Raw genomic sequence first — 24,004 nt, 5'->3', positions numbered from 1 at the left:
GCAGGCCGCGACGCTCAGGCCAGCGTGGCCTGCCTGACGGCGTGGTCCCACCGCGCCATCAGCTCGGCCGCGCGATCGCGCGGCAGCGTGGGCGTGAAGCGGCGCTCGGCCTTCCACTGCGCCTGCAGTTCATCGGTGCCGGACACCACGCCCGCGGTCAGGCCGGCGAGGTAGGCCGCGCCCAGCGCCGTGGTCTCGGTGACCGCGGGACGCACGACCGGGATCCCCAGCAGGTCCGCCTGGAACTGCATCAGCAGGTTGTTCACGCACGCGCCGCCATCGACGCGCAGCTCGGCCACGGGCGCGACGCCGGCGGCGGCTGCATCGCGGCTCATCGCCTGCAGCAACGCGGCGCTCTGGTACGCGATGCTTTCGAGCGCCGCGCGCGCGACATGGGCCACGGTCGAGCCGCGCGTGAGGCCGGTGATGGCGCCGCGCGCGTCGGGCTTCCAGTACGGCGCGCCCAGGCCGGTGAAGGCCGGCACCAGCATCACGCCGCCGGCGTCGGGCACGCTGGCCGCGAGCGCCTCGATCTCGGCACTGCTCTTGATCGCATGCAGGCCGTCGCGCAGCCACTGCACGACGGCGCCTCCAACGAACACGCTGCCCTCCATCGCGTACTGCGGCTGCGGCGATGTCTGCGCCGCGCTGGTGGTGAGCAGGCCGTTGGTGGACGGCTGGAAGCGCCCGCCCGTGTGCATCAACAGGAAGCAGCCGGTGCCGTAGGTGTTCTTGGCCATGCCCTCGCGGAAGCACGCCTGGCCGAAGAGCGCGCTCTGCTGGTCGCCGGCTACGCCGCCGATGCGCACCGGCGCACCCAGCAGCGCCTCGGCAGTGCGGCCGTACTCGGCGCTCGAGGGCAGCACCTGCGGCATCAGCGATGCGGGGATGTCCAGCAACGCCAGCAGCTCGTCGTCCCAGCAATTGCGGTGCACGTCGAACAGCATGGAGCGCGACGCGTTCGTCACGTCGGTGGCGTGCAGCGCGCCGGCGGTCAGCTGCCACAGCAGCCAGCTGTCGATCGTGCCGAACGCCAGCTCGCCGCGCTCGGCCTGGGCCCGGGCGCCGGGCACGTTGTCGAGCAGCCAGCGCACCTTGGTGGCCGAGAAGTACGAATCGATCAGCAGGCCCGTGCGTTGCTGGATCCGCTGCGCATGCCCCTGCTCGCGCAACTGCGTGCACAGCGGTTCGCCGCGCCGGTCCTGCCACACGATCGCATGGTGGATCGGCTGGCCGGTCCTGCGATTCCAGACGACCGCCGTCTCGCGCTGGTTGGTGATGCCCAGCGCGGCCACGTCCTTCGCGCCGATGCCGGCGCGGGCCAGCGCTTCGCGCGCGGTCGCCAGCTGGTCGTCCCAGATGCGCAGCGCGTCGTGCTCCACCCAGCCGGGCTGCGGGTAGATCTGCGGCAACTCGCGCTGCGCCATGGCGACGATGCCGCCGTGGGCGTCGAAGACGATGCTGCGCGAACTGGAGGTGCCCTGGTCCAGGGCCAGCAGGTAAGTCATGCGGCGATGCTAGCCGCGCGAGCTTGCTGGCGTGGGTCGATGAAACCCGGAGGCGGGAGCGGACAGCCGAACGCGAAAGACGCGAAAGGACGCAAAAGACGCGAAAGAAGACAGTGGAAGAAGGTGGGGCTCGAACGCCTTGTGCGAAGTTCTGGATCGTCCCTGACCCAGAGACGCCTAGCCACCTTTCCTTGAATTCCTTTTGCGTCTTTCGCGTCCTTTCGCGTCTTTCGCGTTCGGCCGTCCGCTCCCGCTTCCCTCAGCGCCCCCGCTTGCGCAGGGCCTCGGGCTTGTGCGCGGCCTGGCCGCCCTCGTCGGTCTCGACGAGGAATTCGGGGTTGGCCTGCGAGGCGGCGACCTGGTGGCCCTTGATCGTGGTGCGGCTGGTCAGCTTCTTCTTCACCTTGCCCTTGGCGATGCCGCCGTGGGAATTCCATTCAACCGCGTCGCCGGGCCGGAACTTGTCGCTCATGCAGTGCTCCTCGTCAGACAGGTGGGACAAGCGAGACATCATGGCCGGGCACGGCTCCCCGCGCTGTCACCGGGTGCAACGCGCGTGCCTACCGCAGCGGCAGCCGTGCCGTGTGCTTGACCTCCTCGATCACCGCATAGGTGCGGGTCTCGCGGATGCCGGGCAGTTGCCACAGCACCGTGCCGGCGAAGTCGCGGTAGGCCTGCATGTCCCGCATGCGCGTCTTGAGCAGGTAGTCGAAACCGCCGGCGACCATGTGGCATTCGAGGATCTCGTCGTGCACCTGCACCGCGGCCTTGAAGGCATCGAACACGTTGGGCGTGGTGCGATCGAGCAGCACCTCGACGAACACCAGCATGCCCGCGCCCAGCTTCAGCGGATTCAGCCGCGCCTCGTAGCCCAGGATGTAGCCCTCGCGCGTGAGCCGCTGCACGCGCGCCAGCACCGCGGTCGGCGACAGCGCCACGGCCTCGGCCAGCTTGAGGTTGGCGATGCGGCCATCGGCCTGCAGCACCTGCAGGATGCGCCGGTCGATGCGGTCGAGGGTCTCGGCTTCGTCGGGCATCGCTAGCTATTTCTTTCGTGCATGGTCACGACTTTAGCGAATAACTCGCCCGGATCCGCTCCACGATAGGAATTCCACAGCCGCGCCTGAACCATGCCGCAACGCCTGCCCTCTCCCTACCGCGACGAGAACACCGTCGTCACGAACCGCCTCGCCAGCCTGCAGGGCGCGCTCGACTGGGCCGCGGCCGCGCACGATGCCGCGCCCTGGGTCCAAGCGGTGCGCGAGGACCCGCCGCCGTTCTGGGCCATGGAGACCCTGCTGCGCGAGTACCCCATCTCCAGCAGCGAAGGGCTGGCGCTGATGCGGCTGGCCGAAGCGCTGCTGCGCGTGCCCGATGCCGACACGGCCATCGCGCTCACGGCCGACCAGCTGGGCCGCGCCGACTTCGCGCGCCAGGACGGCGACAGCGCGATCGGCCGGCTCTCCAGCGCCGCCATCGCGCTGTCCAAGAAGATGCTGCCGGCCGGTGGCGGCGATGAAGGCCTGTTCACGCGGCTGGGTGCACGCACCGTGGTCGCTGCGACCGTGCGCGCGGTCCAACTGCTCGGGCGCCAGTTCGTGCTGGGCGAGAACATCGAGGCTGCGCTCGCCGAGGCCACGCAGGCGCGGCGCGCGCAGCCCAATGTGCGGTTCTCGTTCGACATGCTGGGCGAAGGCGCGCGCACCGACGCGGACGCCGCGCGCTACCTGGCCAGCTACCGGCAGGCGATCGGCGCCATCGCCGCGCGCGCCGATGCGCAGGGCCCCGTCGCGCGCAACGACGGCATCTCGATCAAGCTCTCGGCGCTGCACCCGCGCTACGAGGAGACGCAGCACGAGCGCGTGATGACCGAGCTGGTTCCGCGGGTGTGGACGCTGTGCGACCTCGCGGCCCGGGCGAACATCAACCTCACCATCGACGCCGAGGAAGTCGACCGCCTCGAGCTGTCGCTCGACGTCTTCGAGGCGCTCGCGCGGCAGGTGGCGCAGCAGCACCCGCGCTGGCAGGGCTTCGGCCTCGCGCTGCAGGCGTACCAGACCCGCGCGGTCGACCTCGTGGAGCACGTCGCGGCACTCGGCCGCACGCTGGGCCTGCGCTTCATGTGCCGGCTGGTCAAGGGCGCGTACTGGGATGCCGAGATCAAGCGCGCGCAGGAGCAGGGGCTGCCGCACTACCCGGTGTTCACCCACAAGCACCACACCGACATCTCCTATCTCGCGTGCGCGCGCGCCCTGCTGGATGCGCGCGACGTCATCTACCCGCAGTTCGCTACGCACAACGCCGGCACCATCGCGGCCATCGTGCAGATGGCGCGCGCGCAGGGCGGTGGCGAGCCGGGCGCCACCTTCGAGCTGCAGCGCCTGCATGGCATGGGGCAGGGCATCTACCGCGAGGTGCTGAAGGACCCGGGCCTCGCGTGCCGCATTTACGCACCGGTCGGCAAGCACCGCGACCTGCTGGCCTACCTCGTGCGCCGGCTGCTGGAGAACGGGGCCAATTCCTCCTTCGTGCACCAGCTCGCCGACGAATCGGTGGGCCTCGACCGGCTGCTGCAATCGCCATTGCATGCGTCACCGGCCCCGGCACTGCCGCTGCCCGCCGACCTGTACGGACCTTCGCGTCGCAACAGCGAAGGCATGGATCTCGCAGTGGCCGCGATGCGCGATCGGCTGCTCGCAGCCGCGGCGGCCACCTCGGTGCCGCAGGTGTCGATGGCGGAACCGAACGCCATCACGCCCGCTTTCGCCCGCGCGCAAGCCGCCTTCCCCGCGTGGGCGGCGCTGCCCGCCGCGCGTCGCGCCGCGATGCTGCGCTCGGCTGCCGACGCCATGCAGTCGCAGTTGCCGCGCCTGTGCGCGCTGCTGGTGAAGGAGGCGTTCAAGACCTGGGGCGATGCGATCGCGGAAGTGCGCGAGGCGATCGACTTCCTGCGCTACTACGCCGCAGAGGCCGAGCAGCTGCTGCGTCCGAGCACCCTGCCCGGCCCGACCGGCGAGCGCAACGAACTGCGGCTCGAAGGCCGCGGCACCTGGGTGTGCATCAGCCCGTGGAATTTCCCGCTGGCGATCTTCACCGGCCAGGTCGCCGCCGCGCTGGCCACGGGCAACACCGTGCTGGCCAAGCCGGCCGAACAGACGCCGGCCATCGCGCGTGAAGCCGTCGCCCTGCTGCATGGGGCCGGTGTGCCTGCCGACGTGCTCCAGCTGCTGCATGGCACCGGCGAGACCGTCGGCGCCGCGCTGGTTGCACTGCCAGGCATCGCCGGCGTCGTGTTCACCGGCTCGACCGAGGTGGCGCGCCTCATCGCACGCGCGCTGGTGAACAAGGACGGCCCGATCGTCCCGCTGATCGCCGAGACCGGCGGCATCAACGCGATGGTGGTCGACTCGACCGCGCTGCCCGAGCAGGTGGCCGACGCGGTGGTGCAGAGCGCGTTCCGCTCGGCCGGCCAGCGCTGCTCGGCGCTGCGCCTGTTGTGCGTGCACGAGGCCATCGCCGATGCGGTGATCGACATGGTCGGCGGCGCGGCGCGCGAACTGGTGTGCGGCGACCCGCTGCACCTCGCAACCGATGTCGGGCCCGTGATCGATGCCGAGGCCTTCGGCAACCTGCAGCACCACCTGCAGCGGCTGCGCACGACGGCGCGGCCGCTGTTCGCTGCGGACGTGCCGCCCGATGCGCCGCCGCACATCGTGCCGCCGCAGGCGTTCGAAGTGGCCGCCATCGCCGACGTGCGGCACGAGGTGTTCGGCCCGGTGCTGCACGTGGTGCGCTGGTCGGGCGATCCGCTGGCCGTCGTCGACCAGATCAACGCGCTGGGCTACGGATTGACGCTGGGCATCCAGACGCGCATCGACAGCCGCGCCGAATCGATGGCCGCCCGGGCACGCGTGGGCAACGTCTATGTGAATCGCAACATGATCGGCGCCGTCGTCGGCGTGCAACCGTTCGGCGGCGAGGGCCTGTCGGGCACCGGCCCGAAGGCCGGCGGCCCGCACTACCTGCTGCGCTTTTGCGCCGAGCGCACCCTCACCGTCAACACGGCCGCGGCCGGTGGCAACGTGGCGCTGCTCGCCGGCTGACCGCGGACGTCACACGCGCCTGGTGGGTCCCAGGCGCGAGAGCGCGAAGCCCCAGATCGCCGCCACGCCGACGGCGATGTAGATGATGCGCGAGAGGGTCGAGCCGGGCCCGAAGATCGAGGCCACCACGTCGATGCCGAACAGGCCCACCAGGCCCCAGTTCAGGCCGCCGACGATCAGCAGGATCAGCGCCAGCCAGTCGAGGATGTTCTTGTGACCCACGGTGTGGTGGTGCCGCACCGTGCGATCCTCCTCGTGCACCTCGCGCGGACGCTCGACGTAGGTCGCCGTGCGGGTGCTGCGGTCGTACGGGTCTGCAGTGGTGGTCGTGGTGCGCTCGTAGGGGTCGGCGCTGGTGGTCGTGGTGCGCTCGTACGGATCGGCGCTCGTGGTCGTGGTCCGCGTGGTGCGGTCTTCATACTCGGCCATTGCGAATCTCTCCTGGTGGGTCTGTGAATCGATCCACCGGTCCGGCAAACCACGTGCCCGCTGTCGCGCAGCGGGTTGGCGCAAGCCGCTCAGCCAGCCTTGCGCCGGGCCGCCAGTTCCTCGATGAGGCTGCGGATGCGGCCGACGTTCAGCGGCTTGGTGAGGTGGGCGTCGAAGCCGGCCTCCATCGAGTGCTGCACGTCCTTCTCCTGCCCCCAGCCCGTCGCCGCGATCAGGATCATGGCGCGGCCCCAAGGCTGCTTGCGCAGGCGGCGCGCCACCTCGTGCCCGCTCAGGTCCGGCATGCCGATGTCCAGCAGCGCCACCGCGGGCCTGTGCTGCTCGGCCACCTGCAACGCCTCCTCGCCGCTGCGCGCGAGCACCGCGCGAAAGCCCGACAGCTCCAGCAGCTTGCCGAGGCCCCAGGCTGCGTCGCCGTTGTCGTCGGCCACCAGGATCAACTCGCCTTCGCTGGCCTCCGCGGGCCGCAAGGGTTGCGGGACGGGCTCGGGTGGCATGGACGGTGCCGGAGCGTCCGCCACGCGCAGCAGCGGCAACCCGACCCGCAGCTGGCTGCCCTGCCCCTGGCCGGCCGAGCTGGCCATGATCCAGCCGCCGTGCAGCTCGACGATGTTGCGCGCCAGCGCAAGCCCGATGCCCAGCCCGCCATTGGAGCGATTGAGGGCACCGGCCGATTGCGAGAACAGGTCGAACATGCGGTCGATTTCGGCCGGGTCCATGCCGATGCCGTTGTCCTCGACCGTGATCACCACCTCGTCGTGGAAGACCTCCGCGCGCACGCCGATGCGGCCGCCTTCGGGCGTGTACTTGGCCGCGTTGCTCACCAGGTTGGAGACCACCTGGGCGAGACGCATCGGATCCCCGTCGACCTCGACGGCGACCGCGGGCAGCGTGACCACCAGCTCGTGGCCCGCCGCCTGCACGAGCGGCCGCGTCGCTTCCAGCGCACTTTGGATCACCGCCCCGACGGACACCGGGCGGCGCGTGAGCGTCAGCCGGCCCAGGCTGAGCCGCGAGACGTCCAGCAGTTCGTCCAGCAGCACCTTCATCGCCTGCGCTTGGCGCTGCACGACCTGCGCCGCCTTCTCCAGCGCCGCCTCGGGCAGCTTGGGCATCAGCAGCAGCTCGGAAGCGCTCGCGATTGACGCAAGTGGGTTGCGAAGCTCGTGCGACAGCACGGCCAGGAAGCGGTCCTTGGCCGCATCGGCGGCTTCCAGCAACTGGCGCGCACGCTGCATCTCGGCCAGGGCCTGGATCAGCTCGGACTGGCTGGCTTCCAGCGCCTTGCGGCTGTCCCGCTCCGCGGTCTGGTCGCGCAGGATCTTGACGAAGCCCACGGCCTCGCCGCGGCCGTCGCGCATCAGCATGCACATGCCGCTGGCCCAGAACAGGCTGCCGTCCTTGCGCACGTGCATGCGATCGTCGCTGGCGCGGCCTTCGGCCAGCGCCGTCGTGGCTTCCTCGACGGGCGCGCCGGCCGCGCGATCCTGCTCGGTGAAGATCACGTCAGCGGTGCGGCCCACCACTTCGGCGCTGTCGTAGCCGAGCAGCCGCTCGGCGCCCCGGTTCCAGGTGGTGATGCGGCGGTCCAGGTCGATCGAGAAGATCGCATAGTCGCGCGCGTTCTCCACGACCAGCCGCAACTGCTCCTCGGTCGTGCGCAACGCCTCCAGCACGGAGCCGTGCTCGGGCGCCAGCGGCGGCGCAACAGGTGCGGGCGCCGCGGCCGGCACCGGCGATTCGTTGAACTGCACCAGCCAGGTCACCCCACCGGCCTGGTGCAACGGCATGGCACGCAGCTCGATGTCGCGGGAAGCGCCCTCCAGCGGCACCTGGCGCACGACGCACGTGTGCCAGCCCGACGGCGCAGCATCGTGCAGCATGCCTTCGAGCGGTTCGGCCAGCGCGGGCAGCACACACTGCAGCAGGTCGTGCGACGGTTCGCCGCCCGCGTGCCGCAGGAAGCGGCCGGCCTGCGGAGAGAGGTGCAGGATGCGCAGCTGCGCATCGGCGATCAGGGAGGGCGGTGCGAGCGCCTCCAGCAGGCGCAGGTGCAACTGGGCCGGCAGCATGGCTTGCAGCGGCGGGCGTTCAGTCCCGCCCTCCGTTCCGCTGATGTGCTTTTCGCCGCGCGACGACGTCGGCCTCGGTCGCTCCATGCCCATCCCTGCAAGCAAAGAGCGGGAGTTTATGCGCGCCGTCGACGGCGGTGTCCGACACCCTCGCCGCCCCGCCGCCGACGCGACAGCAGCCCTCCGGCGGCCACACTGCCCGCAGGACAACAGGAGCACTCCATGGCATACAGCAGCATCCTCGGCGGCGAGCGTGCGCCGGCGCAGCCCAGCGGCCGCAGCAGCGACCTGCTCGGCCCGAGCGACAACTCCGACAGCGGCAGCGACGCGCTCGGCACGCGTGAACTCCACGCCGACAGCGACGGCCCGGGCACGGGCGAGCGCGGTGGCGTGTACGGCCCCGACGCGGTGGAAGGCGGCGACATCGCGCCCGATCGCGTGGTGCGCATGTCGGAAGACGCCGAGGGCGATGACGATCTCGGCGCGGCCGTCGACGACGGACCGGGCTCCGGCAACGGCTTCCCCGAGGCCGATCCCGATGGCCAGGAGATGACCGACCTGGATGCGGACCGGGACGCCGACGAGGACGGCGACGACGCCGCCTGATGCCGGCCCGGCGCAACGGCACCGCCGCCGACCGCGAGCGGCGCATCGCCGAGGTCCTGCAGCACACGTTCGGATTGCGCCGGCTGCGCGCCGGCCAGCGCACGGCGATCGACCGCGTGCTCGCCGGCCGCAACACGCTGGCGATCATGCCGACGGGCGCGGGCAAGTCGCTGTGCTACCAGCTGCCGGCATTGCTCCTGCCGGGGCGCACGGTCGTGGTGTCGCCGCTGATCGCGCTGATGAAGGACCAGGTCGAGTCGATGCGCGAGCACGGCATCGATGCCGTGCAGTTGAACAGCGCGATCGACAGCGAGGAGGAACGGACCTCGCGCGAGGCGGCGCTCGACGGCTCCGCGCGCATCGTGATGCTCACGCCCGAGCGGCTGGCCGAGCCCGGCTTCGCGCAGGCGCTGGCGCAACATCCCACCAGCCTGCTGGTGGTGGACGAGGCGCACTGCATCTCGCAATGGGGACACGACTTCCGGCCCGCCTTCCTGGACATCGGAACCGCGCTGCCGTCGCTCGGCAAGCCGACCGTGCTGGCGCTGACGGCGACGGCGACCGACGACGTCGCGCGCGACGTCGCGCAGCAGCTGGGCATCGCGCGCGACGGCATCGTGCACACCGGTTCGTACCGCCCCAACCTCGCGCTGAAGGTGGAACAGGTGGCGCGCGAGGACGAGAAGCTCGATCGGGCAGTGACGTTCGTGCGCGGTGCGCAGGGCTGCGGACTGGTCTACACGGCCACCGTGAAGGCCGCGGTCGCGGTGCACGAGGCGCTGGTGCAGGCAGGCGAGTCGGTGGGCATCTACCACGGCAAGTTGCCGGCGGCCGAGCGCAAGACGGCGCAGGACGACTTCATGGAGGACCGGGTGCGCGTGATGGTCGCCACCAACGCCTTCGGCCTCGGCATCGACAAGCCCGACATCCGCTTCGTGCTGCACTACCAGCTGCCGCCGGGACTCGAGGCCTACTACCAGGAAGCCGGACGTGCCGGCCGCGACGGCCAGGCATCGCTGTGCACGCTGCTGTACCTGCGTGCGGACAAGGCGGTGCAACAGTTCTTCATGGCCGGCCGCTATCCGACCGATGACGACGCAGCGGGTCTCTACAAGGCCCTGCAGGAGTCGCCGGTCGAAGGCGGCGCCTGGACACTGCCGTTGCTGCAGGCACGCCTGGGCCGGCCGCGCAGCAAGGTGCAGGTCGCGCTGGGCCTGTTGCGCCGGCAGAAGATCGTCTCCGTTGATGCCGAGGGCGGCGTGAAGCTGCTCAAGCAGGGCTTGCGCGATGACGCGCTCGGCACGCTGATGACGGCGTACCGCGACAAGCGCGAGTCCGACCGCGACACGCTGGAGCGCATGGTGTTCTACGCCCAGACGGGCCAGTGCCGCTGGCACGTGCTGCTGGAGCACCTGGAAGGCGAGGCGCCGTTCGAGCGCTGCAAGCACTGCGACAACTGCCTGCGCATCGCACGCCAGGAAGAAGCCCTCGCGCGCGCCGAGGCGGCGCAGATGGACGACCGGGCGGCCAACGACGAGCACGCGCCGGTGCGGCCTGCGTTCGCCGCCGGCGACATCGTGCTGGTCAAGCGCTATGGCCGCGGACAGGTGCGCGAGGCGACGGTGATGGAGGTGACGGTGGCCTTCGCCGATGGCAGCCGCCGCACCTTCCAGCCCGACTTCGTGCGCAAGGCGCGCGGGGCGAAGCAGGCCGCGGCCGCGTAGGGCCGCGCGTCCTCACCACTTGCAGCCGTCGTCGCGGAAGGCGTCGCGCACCAACGCGGGAATCGCCAACAGCACCAGGCCGGCATAGGCCTCCTTGCAATCGGGCCTGGCGGAGGACTCGATGCCTCGCTGCAGCGGGTTCACGCCCGTCGCCGGCTCGAGGCGGGCCTGCGCACGCTCGGCCAGCGTCGGGGGCGCCTGCCAGGTCGGGAGACTCGGCGTGATCGGGCCGCGGCCATGCGCCGGCTGCGCCGGCGCCTCGGGCGCAGCGGACGCTGGTCCGGTCGGCGACGTCGACTCGTGATCTGGCGCCGGTCGCGTGGTGGACGTCGCAGTCCGTGGCGAAGGCCGCGCGTCCATCCGGCGCGAGGAGAGGGCTTGCCTGGAAGGCCGCGGCGCGGCGGGCGCTCGTGTCGACTGCGCATCTGCCGGCGGAATCAGCAGCACCGTCACTGGACTGCTCGATGAATGCAGGGCCTCACGGCGAGGCCCGTCCGGCAGTGGCACCGAGAGCAGCCAGACGTGCACAGCGACCACGAGCAGCGCCACCAGCGCGTTGCGCCCCTGGCTGCCGATCGAGTGCGCCTGCGACCGCGTCATGGGCGGCAGTGTCCACGATCGCGGAGCGCCGCGGCCGTGCGCGCTTCAGCGCACCAGCGTCGAGGCGCCGAACAGGCTCTGGATGAATTCGACCGCCAGTTCGGCGGTGCGGTTGCGCACGTCGAGCGCGGGATTGATCTCGACGACATCGAGCGACGCGAGCCGCCCGGTGTCCGCGATCATCTCCATGCACAGCTGCATCTCGCGGTAGGTGGGGCCGCCGCGCACGCCGGTGCCGACGCCGGGCGCCTCCATCGGGTCGAGGCAGTCGAGGTCGAAGCTCACGTGCAGGTGGGTGTCCTCGTGGACGTCCTGCAGCACTTCCGACATCGTCGTGCGCATGCCGTGTTCGTCGATGTGCCGCATGTCGAACACCTGCAGCCCCAGCTGGTGGATCGCCTGCTTCTCGTCGGCATCGACGCTGCGGATGCCGACGAAGTCGATCTGCTCCGGCGTGATCGCCGCCGGTGCACCGCTCCACCCCACCAGCGCCTTCGGTCCATGCCCCAGCAGCGCGGCCACGGGCATGCCGTGCAGGTTGCCCGAGGGGCTGATCGCCTCGGTGTTGACGTCGGTGTGCGCATCGAGCCAGACCACCCGCAGGTGCTTGCCGGTGGCACGGCAGTGGCGCGCCACGGCGCTGATGGACCCGATCGCCAGGCAATGGTCGCCGCCCATGAGCAGCGGCACGTGGCAGTCGGCCAAAGCCTGTGTCACCGCCGCATCGACGGCGCGGTTCCACGCCACCACTTCCTCGAGATGGCGCACGCCGCCTTGCGGCGGCAGCCAGGGATTGGGCGGGCCCGCGAGGTTGCCGCGGTCGACCACCTCGAGACGATTGCGGCGCAGCGCCTCGGCCAGGCCGGCGACGCGCAAGGCGTCGGGTCCCATGCCGGCGCCACGGACGCTGGCCCCCACGTCGGTGGGGGCGCCGATCAGGCTGACGGGTTTGCTCATCGCGGCGTATTGTGCGGCGGATTGCGCGACGGCGAACCGCTGTGCCGCCAGGATGGGCATGCCAGTTGCCGAGGAGGGCGATCCCCACCCAACCAGGAGCCCCATTCCATGCTGGCGATGAACTATCGTGGTCCGTACCGCGTGCGCGCGGTGCAGAAGGCCGAGCCCGAGATCGAACACCCGAACGACGCCATCGTGCGCGTCACCCGCGCCTGCATCTGCGGGTCGGACCTGCACCTGTACCACGGCCTGGTGCCCGACACGCGCGTCGGCAGCACCTTCGGCCACGAGTTCACGGGCATCGTCGAGGAGATCGGGCCCTCGGTGCGCAACCTGAAGAAGGGCGACCACGTGCTGGTGCCGTTCAACATCTTCTGCGGCACCTGCTTCTTCTGCCAGAAGGAGCTGTACAGCAACTGCCACAACGTGAACCCGGAAGCGACTGCGGTCGGCGGCATCTACGGCTATTCGCACACCACCGGCGGCTACGACGGCGGCCAGGCCGAGTACGTGCGGGTGCCGATGGCCGATGTCGGGCCGACGGTGATCCCGTCGGACCTGGACCTCGACGACGCGGTGCTGCTCACCGACGCCTATCCCACCGGCTACCAGGCGGCGGAGATGGGCGACATCGAGGAAGGCGACACCGTGGTGGTGTTCGGCGCCGGGCCGGTGGGAATCTTTGCCGCAAAGTCGGCATGGTTGCTCGGGGCCGGCCGCGTCATCGTGGTCGACCACCTGGAGTACCGGCTCGAGTTCGTCAAGCGCTTCGCGCAGTGCGAGGTGGTGAACTTCCGCGAGGTCGCCGACATGGCGGTGCACCTGAAGAAGATGACCGACTGGCTGGGCGCGGACGTGTGCATCGATTGCGTCGGTGCCGAGGCCGCCGGAAGCGCGATGCAGCGCCTGACCGGCGTGGTGCTGCCGCTGCAGGCCGGCGCCGCCACCGTGCTGCACTGGGCGATCAACTCGGTGCGCAAGGGCGGCACGGTGTCGATCGTCGGCGTCTACGGGCCGACCTTCAACGCGGTGCCGATCGGCAATGCCCTGAACAAGGGCCTGACGCTGCGGATGAACCAGGCCAGCGTGAAGCGCCACCTGCCGCGCCTGATCGAGCACATCCAGGCCGGCCGCATCAAGCCCAGCGAGATCATCACCCACCGCATTCCGCTGGAGGAGGTGGCCGACGCGTACCACATCTTCTCGAGCAAGCTGGACAACTGCATCAAGCCGGTGCTGGTCCCGCCGCGCGCCGTGGTTCACTGAACGCAAGGAACCGACGATGGACACCACCACCACGCCCTCCAACGAGGTCTCGCCGACCTATGTCGAGAAGACCAACCCCAACTTCCGCAAGACCCAGGGCAACCGCTCGGCCGTCCAGGGCTGGGGCGCGGATCTCGACCAGAAGAACCGTCCCGCCGTCCCGATGGAGCGCACCCCGCCGCGCCTGCCGCACGTGCACTGGGATGCGCCCGAGCAGCAGCACTCGCACGTGAAGGTTTTCCACTCGGTGGAGCGGCCGGGCATGACCCCGGTGTACGGCACGACGGTGCCGCCGTCGGGCCTCTCGGGCAAGCTGCGCGGCTTGGCGTTCAAGTACAGCGAGAACGACGTGCGCCACTGGCTGATCCTGATGGCGGCCGATCGCGTGAACGTCGGCGAAGGCCTGATCGAGGACCTGGCGCACGGCCACGTGCCGAATCTCTTCAGGGAGATGGGCGGGCCGGCCGAGTGGAAATACAACCGGCAGGGCTTCATCCGCAAGGCGGCGATCGCAACCGCGGTAGTGGGCCTGGTCTACATGTGGATGCGGCGGTCGCGCTCCGACGAGTGATGCACTCCGTGGTGTAATTCGTTCCACGAAGGGGAGTAGCTCCCCGGCGCGCCGGTCGACCGGCCGGCACGCCGATTCGACGCATCGTCAGGACGAGGCCCCGCGGGGCCTCCGGTGCGCCGGGCCCGACTTTCATCAAGCCGAGCAAGACCTTCGGATCGCGGCCTGCGCACGGCCGGGTTCGAAGCGTCATCCTGCAGCCTCTGCAGCGGACATGCCGGCCCGGTGGTGCTCAGTCCATCCACGAGCATCGACTGGAGCCCCCTTTCCATGGAACTGTTTTCTACCGCCTGGCTGTCGGCCCTGCTGGCCATCGTCCTCATCGACCTGGTGCTGGCCGGCGACAACGCGATCGTCATCGCGCTGGCCGCACGCAGCCTGCCCCCAACCTGCGCACCCGCGCCATCGTCTGGGGCACCGCCGGCGCCATCGTCGTGCGGTCGCTGATGACCATCGGCGTCGTCTGGCTGCTGAAGATCCCCGGCCTGATGCTGGCCGGCGGCCTCGGCCTGCTGTGGATCGCCTACAAGCTGCTGGTGCCGGCGGGCGAGGACGAGAACCACGGCCCGGCCGCCGCGACCTTCTGGAGCGCGATGAAGACCATCGTCGTCGCCGACGCGCTCATGGGCATCGACAACGTGCTCGGCGTGGCCGGCGCCGCGCATGGCGACTTCACGCTGGTCGTGATCGGCCTGCTGGTGAGCGTGCCCATCGTGGTGTTCGGCAGCTCGGTGGTGCTGAAGCTGGTGGACCGGTTCCCGCTGATCATCCAGCTGGGCGCCGCGGTGCTGGCCTACACGGCCGCGCACATGATCGTCGGCGAGCCGCTGCTCGATCCGGTGTTCGACGCGCCCGACATCGCCAGCATCGCTGCGAAATACGCCACCTACGCGGTCGCTATCGCCGGCGTGCTGGGCGCGGGCTGGTACACCGCGCGGCTGCACCAGCGCGAGGGCGCCCGCTCGTAAGGCATTCAGCCGCCGCGCGCGTCGTCCAGCGCCTGCCGCAGGTACGGCGCGGTGCGGCTCTCGCGGCTGTCCGCCACCTCGGCCGGCGGCCCCGCCGCGACGATGCGTCCGCCCTGTGCGCCCGCGCCGGGGCCGACGTCGATCACCCAGTCGGCCTGGGCGGCGACACGCATCTCGTGCTCCACCAGCACCACGGTGTGGCCTTCGTCGACCAGCCCGTGCAGCTGCCGCAGCAGCCGGTCGACGTCGGCCGGATGCAGGCCGGTGGTGGGCTCGTCCAGCACGTACAGCGTCGGCGTGCGGCTCGCGCGCTGCAGCTCGGTCGCGAGCTTGATGCGTTGCGCCTCGCCGCCGGACAACTCGGTCGCGGGCTGCCCGAGGCGCAGGTAGCCCAGCCCGATGGCCTGCAGCACGTCCAGCGGTCGCGCGAGCTGCGGCTCGTCGGCGAAGAAGGCGGCGGCCTCGTCCACGGTCATCGCGAGGACCTCCGCGATGGTGCGCTCGCGCCAGCGCACCTCCAGCGTCTGCGGGTTGTAGCGCGCGCCGTGGCATTCCGGGCAAGGCGCGTACACGCTGGGCATGAACAGCATCTCGACCGAGACGAAGCCTTCGCCATCGCAGGTCTCGCAACGGCCCTTGGGCAGGTTGAAGGAGAAGCGGCCGGCGTCGTAGTGGCGCTTGCGTGCCAGCGGCGTGGCCGCGAACAGCTTGCGCACGCCGTCGAAGAGGCCGGTGTAGGTGGCGAGGTTGGAACGCGGCGTGCGCCCGATCGGCTTCTGGTCCACCTGCACCAGGCGGCCGATCGCATCGGCGCCGGCGGCGATCCGGCCTTCGCTGGGTGCCTGGCGCTCGGCCAGCAGCTCGTGCTCGCCGGCCGGCTCTTCGTCCTCGTTCGTCGGCGCGCCCAGGTGGTCGAGCACCAGCTCGCGCAACGCCTGGCTCACGAGGCTGGACTTGCCGGACCCGGAGACGCCCGTCACGACGGTGAGACAGCCAAGCGGAAATTGCGCCGACAGCCCGTGCAGGTTGTTGCGGTGGATGCCCTCCAGCCGCAACCAGCCACGCGGCGTGCGCGCATTGCGTTCCGGCGCGTGCACTTCGCCGAACACATACGGCCGCGTCTGCGACTCGTGCACGTGCGCGAGCCCCGCGGGCGGCCCGCTGTACAGCACGCGGCCGCCGCGCTCGCCCGCGCCGGACCCACGTCCACCAGCCAGTCGGCACGCCGCATCGCGGCCACGTCGTGTTCGACGACGAACAGCGTGTTGCCTGCGGCGCGCAGGCGTTCCAGGGCGGACATGAGCGCCTCGCCGTCCGCCGGATGCAGGCCCGCGGAGGGTTCGTCCAGCACGTAGATCACGCCGAACAGGTGCGAACCGAGCTGCGTCGCCAGGCGCAAGCGCTGCAGCTCACCCGGCGACAGCGTCGGCGTCGAGCGATCGAGCGAGAGATAACCGAGGCCGAGCTGTTCCAGCGTGGCGATGCGCCCGAGCAGGTCCCGGGCGATGCGCTGCGCGGCCAGCCGCTTCTCTTCCGAGAGATTCGGCGTGCGGCGCACGTCGGGTGCTGCCGCATGCGACGCACCGCCCTGCTGCACGCGTTTCGCCGTGGCTGCCCGCGACTGCGCGCGGTCCAGCGTCGCACCATTGGCGTCCGCTTGCGGCTCACCACGCGCGGCTGGCGTCAGCACGTCGCGCAGCTCCGAGAGCGGCCGCTGCGCCATCTCGCCGATGTCCAGCCCCGCGAACGTGACCGACAGCGCCTCGGGCTTGAGCCGCTTGCCCTGGCACACCGGGCACAGCGCGCCGGTGATGAAGCGCGACACCCGCTTCTTCATCAGCGCGCTCTGCGTCGTGGCGAACGTGTGCAGCACGTAGTTGCGCGCGCTGGTGAAGGTGCCCATGTAGCTGGGCTCCATCTTCGAGCGCACGGCCGCGCGGGTCTCCTTCGGCGTGAAGCCCGCGTACACCGGCACCGTCGGCGTCTCGTCGGTGTACAGGATCCAGTCGCGGTCCTTCTTCGGCAGTTCGCGCCACGGCTTGTCGACGTCGTAGCCCAGCGTGACCAGGATGTCGCGCAGGTTCTGTCCGTGCCAGGCGGGCGGCCACGATGCGATGGCGCGCTCGCGGATGCTGAGCGAGTCGTCGGGCACCATCGCGCGCTCGGTGACGTCGACCACCTGCCCCAGCCCATGGCAGCGCGGACAGGCGCCCTGCGGCGTGTTGGGCGAGAAGTCCTCCGCGTACAGCATCGGCTGCTTCGGCGGGTAGCTGCCGGCGCGCGAATACAGCATGCGCAGCAGGCTGCTGATGGTGGTCACGCTGCCGACCGAGGAGCGCGCGCTCGGCGTGCCACGCTGCTGTTGCAGGGCCACCGCCGGCGGCAGGCCTTCGATGCTGTCGACATCGGGCACGCCGGCCTGGTCGATCAGCCGGCGCGCATAGGGCGACACCGACTCCAGGTAGCGGCGCTGCGCCTCGGCGTACAGCGTGCCGAACGCGAGCGACGACTTGCCCGAGCCGGACACGCCGGAGAACACCACCAGTGCGTCACGCGGGATGTCGACGTCGACGTCCTTGAGGTTATGTTCGCGCGCGCCACGCACCCGCACGTGGCCGCCGCGCTCGGGCGACGGGTCGGGATGCGGGGGCGCAGTGTCGGTCCGTGGCGTGTCGCGGGCCATGCAGGCATGCTGGGCCGTTGCGAGCCCCGCGCGGGTCGGAACCGGCAGCGAGCCGGCGTAGGACGCCCGAGGCTTGACGCTAGCTCGCGGCGCGCAGCCGGAACGCCGGTTTGCGCTCGCCGACCTGCGTGCCCCGCGCGTTGGCGATGGCCTCGGCGCGCCAGGCCCGCAGCTCCTCCTTCTGGCGCGTGTCGAGCCAGCCCAGCTGGTCGAGCACCGCCACGGTGGCCGCGAACAGCGCCGTCTTGTTGCCGTCGATGACCTTGAGCGCGAAACCCTGGCCGCGGCTGGTGCTGGCAAAGGCCTGCACGCCGTCGGCGCCGACCTTGGTCACCCAGTCGCCGCGACCCGCGCGCATGAAGGCCAGGTCGCTGCGCGCGGTGCCGGACACCAGTTCGGGATGCGCCGTCATCGCGCGCGACAGCCGCGCGAACGGTTCGCCGAACTCCGCATCGCGCTCGCCGCTGGCGAGGCGCGCGTAGGCGCGCGCCAAGTGCGACAGCGGCATCGCGAAATTGGGCGCCGAGCAGCCGTCGATGCCGAGCTTGAGGTCCTCGGGCTTGAGCCCGGTGACCCGCGCCACCTCGCGCCGGATCGCCTGCTGCAGCGGATGGCCGGGCGCCAGGTAGCTGCCCGTGGGCTGCCCGTGCTGCACGCACCAGGCCAGGAATCCCGAGTGCTTGCCGCTGCAGTTGTGGTGGCGCTCGTCGAAGCTGCCGACCACCGGATGTCCGACGCCCAGCTCGGCGTAGAACGGCACATGGCAGCCGCATTGCAGCGCGCGATGGCTGAGGCCCAGCCGCTGCAGCATGCCGTCGACGGCATGCACGTGCATCGGCTCGCCGCTGTGGCTGGCGCACAGCAGCGCGACCTGTTGCTCGGTGAAGCCGAAATGCGCCGGTCCGCCGGCCTTCACGAACGGCAGCGCCTGCAGCGCCTTGAGCGTGGAGCGGGTGAAGGTCACCCAGTGCGGATCCCCCGCATGGGCCAGCAGCCGCCCGGCCGTGTCGACCACCGCGACGGCACCGAAGTGCTGGCATTCCAGCGTACCGCCCCGCGTGGTGTCGATGAGGGGGACGAGAGTCGTCATGCGGCGATTGTCGCTTTGGGCAACCCTGCAGTGGGGCGACGTTGGGCTCGTTCGCGATCCCTGTCATGGATCACTCCGCGATCGGCCGCCACGACCGCGTCACCCACGCGACGCGAACGCCAGCTCAGCCCGGGTTAACCCTCCATCACGCGCGCGTGGTTTCCCTAGCATGGCGGCCGTGCCCACGTTGCATCGGGCACGCATACCAAGGAGACAACCCCATGCAAAGACGATGGATGCTGTCCAGCCTCGCCGCCGCGGCGTTGCTGGTGGCTTGTGGCGGCAACAGCAACGACGATGTCATCGTCGGTCGCGGCACCCTGGTCGACACGCCGGCCGTGGTGACCACGCTCACGGCCGCGCAGATCGATGCGCAGGCGACCAGCTCGGGCCTCGAGCCGCTGGCCGGCCCCGCGCAATGCGACGTCAAGGTCGTCTCGCTGAACTACCGCACGCCGGGGGCGCTCGGCGAAGACTCCAACGCGTCCGGCGTGCTGCTCGTGCCCGCGGGTGCATGCGCCTCGGCCAGCGCCCCGCTGCTGGCCTACGCGCGCGGCACCGAGGTGAGCAAGCCGCGCACGCTGGCGAGCGCCACCGACCCGGAGACCTTCTCGCTGGCCGCGATGTTCGCGGCCCAGGGCTACGCCGTCGTCGCGACGGACTACCTGGGCTTCGCCAAGTCGTCCTACCCGTTCCATCCGTACCTGCATGCGGATTCCGAGGCTTCCTCGGTGGTGGACTCGATCCGCGCAGCGCGGTTCGCAGCGCCGGGCCAGGGCCTCGCGCTCTCGGGCAAGGTGATGGTCACCGGCTACTCGCAGGGCGGGCATTCGTCGGCCGCCACGCAGCGCGCGATCGAGCGTGACAACAAGGCCGAGATCAACCTCGTGGGCGCTGCCCACCTGGCCGCGCCGGTCAACCTGTCGGGGTCGTTCAAGCTGCCCAACGCCATCGCCGGCTACCAGTTCTTCGTGCCCTTCATCGTCACGGCCTGGCAGAAGATCTACGGGAACATCTACACCAGCCCCACGCAGGTGTTCAAGCAGCCGTACGCTGCCACCATCGAGACGCTGCTGCCCAGCCCGACGCTGACCTACTCCACGCTGATCACGACGGGCGCGCTGCCCGGCGGCACGCCCAACCAGGCGCGCGACGCGCTGTTCCAGTCGGCGTTCCTCACCGACGTGCAGACCAACCCCAACAACGGCCTGTACCAGGACGCGGTGAAGAACGACCTCACCGGCTTCACGCCCAAGGCGCGCACGCTGCTGTGCGGCGGGTCCGGCGATCCGACCGTGCCGCCCGCCGTGCACCAGAACGTGTGGAAGGCGGCGCTGGATGCCAAGGGCGCAACCAACGTCACCACGGTGGACGTCGACCCGTCGATCCAGGCAGCGTTCGGCCCCGGCGGCGTGGCGCCCACCGACCCGACCACGCCGGCCTACGCCACCTACTACGGCAGCTACCACGGCGGTTACGAGCCGCCGTTCTGCTACGCGCAGGCGCGCGCGCTGTTCAACACGCTGCGCTGACGGTTGAAGGCAGGCCGGCGCTGCGGCAGCATGGCCGCATGCCGGCCTGGTTCAACGACACGCAGCGCTATGGCCTCGCCGCCGTGCTCCTGCACTGGGGCATGGCGGCGGTGCTGGCCGTGCTGGTCGCCATGGGCCTCTACATGGTGGCGCTTCCGGATGCCGGCTACGACCAGCTGAAGATCACGCTGATCCTGGTGCACAAGGGCCTGGGCATGGTCGCCTTCGCACTGGCCGTCGTGCGCATCGCGTGGCGCTGGGTGAATCCGCTGCCCGCGCTGGTGGCGCACCTGCCCGCCTGGCAGCAGGTCGCGGCGCGCGTGGTGCACCTGTGTTTCTACGCGCTGATGGTGCTGCTGCCGCTGACGGGCTGGGCGATGTCCTCAGCGGGCGGGTACCCGGTCCCGGTCTTCGGCTGGTTCAGCCTGCCGCCCCTGCTCGGGCTGCACCCGCGCCTCTTCGATGCCCTCACTGTCCTGCACCGCTGGCTGGCCGACGCGCTGCTCGGGCTGCTCGCACTGCACGCCGGCGCCGCGCTCGACCACCACCTGCGGCACCGCGACGACACGCTGCTGCGCATGCTGCCCTGACGCGGCCCACGCCAGTTCGCCGGGGCCCGGTGCCGCCGCGGCAGTTCCCCACAACAGCAGCGACGGCTTGTCACGCACGCGGTCCGCCGTCTCGTCGAGCTTCGACAACAGCTGGTTCAGGCGCACCAGGCCCTGGCGCGTCTGCGGCAGCACTTGCGCCTCCACCGAGCGCAGCACCGACTGGCCCGATTGCGCGAGCGGCACCAGCGCCTGCCCTGCGACCTGCGCCTGCTGCAGCGCACCGCTCGCCATGGTCGCCGCGGCATCGACCTGCCCCAGCGTGTGCTGCACCTGCGGCAGCACGCGATCGCCCAGCCGGTCGGTGACCGCAGTGCCGGATCGCAGCAGGGGCGTCATCTCGCTCGACGCGCGCTCCACGTTCCTCAGGGTGGTCCTCAGCCGCGCCTGGTCGGCCGCCAGCACGCCACTGAGCTGCTCCAGGTGCGCAGCACTTGCCTTCAGCGACCGCAGCGTGTCCGCATCCAGCGCCTGCTGCAGCAGCGCGACCACGACGCGCACGTTGTCGTCGAGCTGGTGGATGGACGTGTCCAGGTTCACGGTCTGCGCGGGCCCGGTGGGAATGCGCGCGTAGCGCTCGCCCGCGCGCCGGGCGAGGGCGGCGCCTGCGGGCCCGGTGTCGTCCAGGCTCACGTAGACGTAGCCGGTGAAGCCGCGCGCGGCCAGGCCGCGGCCCGAGATGGTGGCGACCGTGGCCGTCGTCACCGGCGTGTCCCGCTTCACGCGCAGCACCACCTGCACCGTGCGCGGATCGAGCAGGCGCACCTGGTGCACGTGGCCGACGTCCACGCCGTGGAACTCGACCGGCGCGCCCTCGATCAGCCCCGACACCGCGTCCTCCGTGCGCAGTTCGTAGTCGTTCTCGGCGCGACCGAAGCCGGTCCACCACGCCAGCGCCCCCAAGGCCCCGGCCAGCAGCAGGCCGGCGAACACCACCCAGGCGCGCGTTTCGATGCTGCGATGCATGGCAGCCTCCTTGCGATGGCGGTTGCTCGCGGTGCGTCCGGCCGGAGAACCGCCTCGCCCCCGGCCGGCCGCGAAGTCCTGTCGCCACTGTGCTCCGTTCGGCGCGCACGCGAAGCCACAATGGGTTCATGACGATCCTGCGCGCTCCCCTCGCCGCCCAGCTGGTGCAGTGGCTGGTCGAACCCGGCACCGTGGTGCGGCAAGGCGAGGTGGTGGTGATCCTCGAGGCCATGAAGATGGAGCACGAGGTGCGCGCGCCGGCGACGGTGCGCGTGCGCGAGCTGCTGCTGAAGCCGGGAGACAGCGTGGCCGACGGCGAGCCGCTGTGGTCGGCCGAGGCGGTGCAGGCGCACGCCGTCGAGAGCGCATCGCCGATCGCTCCATCGCCGGCAGCCGCGCCCTCGCTGCGCGACGACCTGCAGCGCGTGCTCGATCGGCACGCACTCACCGACGATGTGCAGCGACCCGACGCAGTGGCCAAGCGCCACGCGCTCGGCCTGCGCACGGCGCGCGAGAACGTGGCCGACCTGTGCGACGACGGCAGCTTCAGCGAATACGGCCAGCTCGCCGTCGCCGCGCAGAGCAAACGGCGGCCGCTCGAGGAACTGCGGCGCCAGACGCCGGCCGACGGCATGGTCACCGGCATCGGCAGCGTGAATGGCGCCCTGTTCGGCCCCGAGCGTGCGAGCACCGCGGTGCTGGCCTACGACGCCACCGTGCTCGCCGGCACGCAGGGCTTCCGCACCACCAGAAGACCGACCGCCTGCTGGGCCTGGCGCTGCGCAACCGGCTGCCCCTCGTGCTGTTCGCCGAGGGCGGCGGCGGCCGGCCCGGCGACACCGACATGCCGATCGTGGCCGGCCTGCACGTGCCCACCTTCGCCGCCTTCGCGCGGCTGAACGGCCGCGTGCCCACGGTCGGCATCGCGGCGGGCCGCTGCTTCGCCGGCAACGCGGCGCTGCTCGGATGCTGCGACACCATCATCGCGACGCGCTCGGCCAACATCGGCATGGGCGGTCCGGCGATGGTGGAGGGCGGCGGCCTCGGCCGTTTCGCACCGGAGGACATCGGTCCGGCGCCGCAGCTGCACCGCTGCGGCGTGGTCGACCTGCTGGTGAACGACGAGGCCGAAGCGGTGGTGGTCGCGAAGCGCTACCTCGCGTATTTCCAGGGAGCGGTCACAACCTGGGAAGCGCCGGACACGACGGCGCTGCGTGACGTGGTGCCCGAGAACCGGCTGCGCGCGTACGACACGCGTGGCGCGATCCACGGCATCGCCGACGTCGGTTCCGTCCTGGAACTGCGCACGGGCTTCGGCCTGGGCATCCACACCGGCCTCGCACGCCTCGAAGGGCGCGCGATCGGCTGGATGGCCAACAACCCGGCGCACCTGGGCGGCGCCATCGATGCCGACGCCGCGGACAAGGCCGCGCGCTTCCTGCAACTGTGCAATGCACACGGGCTGCCGGTGGTGAGCCTGGTCGACACGCCCGGCTTCATGGTCGGCCCGCAGGTCGAGACGCAGGCGCAGGTGCGCCACGTCAGCCGCATGTTCGTGGCCGCCGCGCACCTGCGCGTGCCCGCGTTCGCCATCGTGCTGCGCAAGGGCTATGGCCTCGGCGCGATGGCGATGGCCGCGGGCGGCTTCCACGATCCGCAGTTCACCATCGCGTGGCCCACCGGAGAGTTCGGCGGCATGGGCCTGGAAGGCGCGGTGAAGCTCGGGTACCGCAAGGAACTGGAGGCGCAGCCCGAAGGCCCGCAGCGCGAGGCGCTCTACGAACGCCTGCTCGCCCAGCAGTACGCCAACGGCCAGGCGCTGCGCATGGCCGAGACGCTGGAGATCGACGCCGTCGTCGATCCGTCCCGCACGCGCGAGTGGCTGCTGCGCGGCCTGGGCAGCGCGCCGACGCTGCCGGGCGAAGGCAGCGCGATCGACGCGTGGTGAGCGAAGCGCCGCTTACTTCTTGCCCTGCGCTTCCTTTTCCTTGGCGGTGGTCACGTCCACCGTCGGCACCTCGACCTTCTTCTCCTCGGTCTTCACCGTCGGCACGTTGACGGTGGTCTCCTTGCTGCCGACCTTCACGTCCGGGCCGGTGACGTCGTACTTCGGCGGAGTGACGTGGCCGTCCTCGGTCTTCTTGACGTCGTACTTGGGCAGGTTCACCGAGCCTTCCTGCGTCTTCTTCACGTCGCAGGCCGACAGGCCCAGCGCGGCAACGGCGGCGAGCGCGGCGATGGTGGTGGTCTTGATCATGGTGTGGCTCCCTTGTTTGCTGTGGATGGACGGCCGCGGATTG

Annotated in this window: 16 protein-coding genes and 4 pseudogenes; 9 read left to right on the top strand and 11 right to left on the bottom strand. The window is 70.9% G+C overall.

The window, feature by feature from the left end; all coding sequences use genetic code 11:
- Positions 1–14: 14 nt before the first annotated feature.
- From glpK to ACPWT1_RS05965, 3 genes are all read right to left on the bottom strand, one after another.
- The gene (gene glpK / locus ACPWT1_RS05975; protein ID WP_427914475.1) at positions 15–1,508 is read right to left on the bottom strand and encodes a glycerol kinase GlpK; all 1,494 of its coding nucleotides are present in this window, start codon (positions 1,506–1,508) and stop codon (positions 15–17) included.
- Between the two features lie 259 nt (positions 1,509–1,767).
- Positions 1,768–1,980 (bottom strand): DUF2945 domain-containing protein, encoded by a 213-nt coding sequence (locus tag ACPWT1_RS05970; RefSeq protein WP_427914474.1) that lies wholly within the window; start codon positions 1,978–1,980, stop codon positions 1,768–1,770.
- Positions 1,981–2,068: 88 nt separating this feature from the next.
- Entirely contained in the window at positions 2,069–2,545 is a 477-nt protein-coding gene (locus ACPWT1_RS05965) for an Lrp/AsnC ligand binding domain-containing protein (RefSeq protein ID WP_427914473.1), read from the bottom strand.
- A 93-nt stretch (positions 2,546–2,638) separates the two neighbouring features.
- On the opposite strand from ACPWT1_RS05965, the gene ACPWT1_RS05960 reads away from it, so the two are divergent.
- Positions 2,639–5,611, top strand: coding sequence for an L-glutamate gamma-semialdehyde dehydrogenase (locus tag ACPWT1_RS05960; protein WP_427914472.1), 2,973 nt, complete (start codon positions 2,639–2,641; stop codon positions 5,609–5,611).
- Between the two features lie 9 nt (positions 5,612–5,620).
- Here the strand turns inward: ACPWT1_RS05960 and ACPWT1_RS05955 are convergent, their stop codons facing one another.
- The gene (locus ACPWT1_RS05955) at positions 5,621–6,040 is read right to left on the bottom strand and encodes a DUF378 domain-containing protein (RefSeq protein WP_427914471.1); all 420 of its coding nucleotides are present in this window, start codon (positions 6,038–6,040) and stop codon (positions 5,621–5,623) included.
- Positions 6,041–6,129: 89 nt separating this feature from the next.
- A complete protein-coding gene (locus ACPWT1_RS05950) occupies positions 6,130–8,133 on the bottom strand; it encodes a hybrid sensor histidine kinase/response regulator (RefSeq protein WP_427914470.1) in 2,004 nt (667 codons plus the stop codon).
- A gap of 222 nt (positions 8,134–8,355) precedes the next feature.
- On the opposite strand from ACPWT1_RS05950, the gene ACPWT1_RS05945 reads away from it, so the two are divergent.
- The gene (locus tag ACPWT1_RS05945; protein ID WP_427914469.1) at positions 8,356–8,739 is read left to right on the top strand and encodes a hypothetical protein; all 384 of its coding nucleotides are present in this window, start codon (positions 8,356–8,358) and stop codon (positions 8,737–8,739) included.
- On the top strand, positions 8,739–10,463 hold the full coding sequence (locus ACPWT1_RS05940; RefSeq protein WP_427914468.1) for a RecQ family ATP-dependent DNA helicase: 1,725 nt from the start codon (positions 8,739–8,741) through the stop codon (positions 10,461–10,463). Before ACPWT1_RS05945 ends, ACPWT1_RS05940 begins: the two co-directional genes overlap by 1 nt.
- 12 nt (positions 10,464–10,475) lie before the next feature.
- Here ACPWT1_RS05940 and ACPWT1_RS05935 read toward each other — a convergent pair whose 3' ends face one another.
- Positions 10,476–11,063 (bottom strand): hypothetical protein, encoded by a 588-nt coding sequence (locus ACPWT1_RS05935; protein ID WP_427914467.1) that lies wholly within the window; start codon positions 11,061–11,063, stop codon positions 10,476–10,478.
- A 45-nt stretch (positions 11,064–11,108) separates the two neighbouring features.
- The gene (rocF, locus tag ACPWT1_RS05930) at positions 11,109–12,020 is read right to left on the bottom strand and encodes an arginase (RefSeq protein WP_427914466.1); all 912 of its coding nucleotides are present in this window, start codon (positions 12,018–12,020) and stop codon (positions 11,109–11,111) included.
- Between the two features lie 108 nt (positions 12,021–12,128).
- Here rocF and ACPWT1_RS05925 point away from each other — a divergent pair, with 108 nt between their 5' ends.
- From ACPWT1_RS05925 to ACPWT1_RS05915, 3 genes and pseudogenes are all read left to right on the top strand, one after another.
- On the top strand, positions 12,129–13,286 hold the full coding sequence (locus ACPWT1_RS05925) for a zinc-dependent alcohol dehydrogenase (RefSeq protein ID WP_427914465.1): 1,158 nt from the start codon (positions 12,129–12,131) through the stop codon (positions 13,284–13,286).
- A gap of 16 nt (positions 13,287–13,302) precedes the next feature.
- Positions 13,303–13,857: a hypothetical protein gene (locus ACPWT1_RS05920; RefSeq protein WP_427914464.1), complete on the top strand. Its 555-nt coding sequence runs from the start codon at positions 13,303–13,305 to the stop codon at positions 13,855–13,857.
- A 270-nt stretch (positions 13,858–14,127) separates the two neighbouring features.
- Positions 14,128–14,825 (top strand): annotated as a pseudogene (locus ACPWT1_RS05915) (TerC family protein).
- A 5-nt stretch (positions 14,826–14,830) separates the two neighbouring features.
- Here the strand turns inward: ACPWT1_RS05915 and ACPWT1_RS05910 are convergent.
- Both ACPWT1_RS05910 and ACPWT1_RS05905 read right to left on the bottom strand, forming a co-directional pair.
- Positions 14,831–17,508: pseudogene (locus ACPWT1_RS05910) on the bottom strand (excinuclease ABC subunit A).
- 79 nt (positions 17,509–17,587) lie between these two features.
- Positions 17,588–18,598, bottom strand: coding sequence for an asparaginase (locus ACPWT1_RS05905; protein WP_427914463.1), 1,011 nt, complete (start codon positions 18,596–18,598; stop codon positions 17,588–17,590).
- Between the two features lie 221 nt (positions 18,599–18,819).
- Here ACPWT1_RS05905 and ACPWT1_RS05900 point away from each other — a divergent pair, with 221 nt between their 5' ends.
- Both ACPWT1_RS05900 and ACPWT1_RS05895 read left to right on the top strand, forming a co-directional pair.
- On the top strand, positions 18,820–20,130 hold the full coding sequence (locus tag ACPWT1_RS05900) for a lipase family protein (protein WP_427914462.1): 1,311 nt from the start codon (positions 18,820–18,822) through the stop codon (positions 20,128–20,130).
- A 38-nt stretch (positions 20,131–20,168) separates the two neighbouring features.
- Positions 20,169–20,720, top strand: coding sequence for a cytochrome b (locus ACPWT1_RS05895; protein ID WP_427914461.1), 552 nt, complete (start codon positions 20,169–20,171; stop codon positions 20,718–20,720).
- A gap of 693 nt (positions 20,721–21,413) precedes the next feature.
- On the opposite strand, the pseudogene ACPWT1_RS05890 reads toward ACPWT1_RS05895, so the two are convergent.
- Positions 21,414–21,704, bottom strand: a pseudogene (locus ACPWT1_RS05890) (MlaD family protein); the annotation flags it as partial.
- A gap of 128 nt (positions 21,705–21,832) precedes the next feature.
- On the opposite strand from ACPWT1_RS05890, the pseudogene ACPWT1_RS05885 reads away from it, so the two are divergent.
- Positions 21,833–23,652: pseudogene (locus ACPWT1_RS05885) on the top strand (carboxyl transferase domain-containing protein).
- Positions 23,653–23,664: 12 nt separating this feature from the next.
- Here ACPWT1_RS05885 and ACPWT1_RS05880 read toward each other — a convergent pair.
- Positions 23,665–23,961: a hypothetical protein gene (locus ACPWT1_RS05880; protein ID WP_427914460.1), complete on the bottom strand. Its 297-nt coding sequence runs from the start codon at positions 23,959–23,961 to the stop codon at positions 23,665–23,667.
- Positions 23,962–24,004: the final 43 nt, after the last annotated feature.

It is taken from the genome of Ramlibacter sp. MMS24-I3-19, from assembly GCF_050320135.1.
Taxonomy (GTDB): domain Bacteria; phylum Pseudomonadota; class Gammaproteobacteria; order Burkholderiales; family Burkholderiaceae_C; genus Ramlibacter.
Note: the sequence above shows the minus strand (reverse complement) of the source record. Positions and strands in the feature narration are given on the sequence as shown.

Coding starts and splice junctions, on each gene's coding strand:
- ACPWT1_RS05955 (WP_427914471.1), bottom strand. CDS start 6,040: ATGGCCGAGTATGAAGACCGCACCACGCGGACCACGACCACGAGCGCC.
- ACPWT1_RS05900 (WP_427914462.1), top strand. CDS start 18,820: ATGCAAAGACGATGGATGCTGTCCAGCCTCGCCGCCGCGGCGTTGCTG.
- ACPWT1_RS05905 (WP_427914463.1), bottom strand. CDS start 18,598: ATGACGACTCTCGTCCCCCTCATCGACACCACGCGGGGCGGTACGCTG.
- ACPWT1_RS05965 (WP_427914473.1), bottom strand. CDS start 2,545: ATGCCCGACGAAGCCGAGACCCTCGACCGCATCGACCGGCGCATCCTG.
- ACPWT1_RS05950 (WP_427914470.1), bottom strand. CDS start 8,133: ATGCTGCCGGCCCAGTTGCACCTGCGCCTGCTGGAGGCGCTCGCACCG.
- ACPWT1_RS05895 (WP_427914461.1), top strand. CDS start 20,169: ATGCCGGCCTGGTTCAACGACACGCAGCGCTATGGCCTCGCCGCCGTG.
- glpK (WP_427914475.1), bottom strand. CDS start 1,508: ATGACTTACCTGCTGGCCCTGGACCAGGGCACCTCCAGTTCGCGCAGC.
- ACPWT1_RS05945 (WP_427914469.1), top strand. CDS start 8,356: ATGGCATACAGCAGCATCCTCGGCGGCGAGCGTGCGCCGGCGCAGCCC.
- ACPWT1_RS05925 (WP_427914465.1), top strand. CDS start 12,129: ATGCTGGCGATGAACTATCGTGGTCCGTACCGCGTGCGCGCGGTGCAG.
- ACPWT1_RS05935 (WP_427914467.1), bottom strand. CDS start 11,063: ATGACGCGGTCGCAGGCGCACTCGATCGGCAGCCAGGGGCGCAACGCG.
- ACPWT1_RS05920 (WP_427914464.1), top strand. CDS start 13,303: ATGGACACCACCACCACGCCCTCCAACGAGGTCTCGCCGACCTATGTC.
- ACPWT1_RS05970 (WP_427914474.1), bottom strand. CDS start 1,980: ATGAGCGACAAGTTCCGGCCCGGCGACGCGGTTGAATGGAATTCCCAC.
- ACPWT1_RS05880 (WP_427914460.1), bottom strand. CDS start 23,961: ATGATCAAGACCACCACCATCGCCGCGCTCGCCGCCGTTGCCGCGCTG.
- rocF (WP_427914466.1), bottom strand. CDS start 12,020: ATGAGCAAACCCGTCAGCCTGATCGGCGCCCCCACCGACGTGGGGGCC.
- ACPWT1_RS05940 (WP_427914468.1), top strand. CDS start 8,739: ATGCCGGCCCGGCGCAACGGCACCGCCGCCGACCGCGAGCGGCGCATC.
- ACPWT1_RS05960 (WP_427914472.1), top strand. CDS start 2,639: ATGCCGCAACGCCTGCCCTCTCCCTACCGCGACGAGAACACCGTCGTC.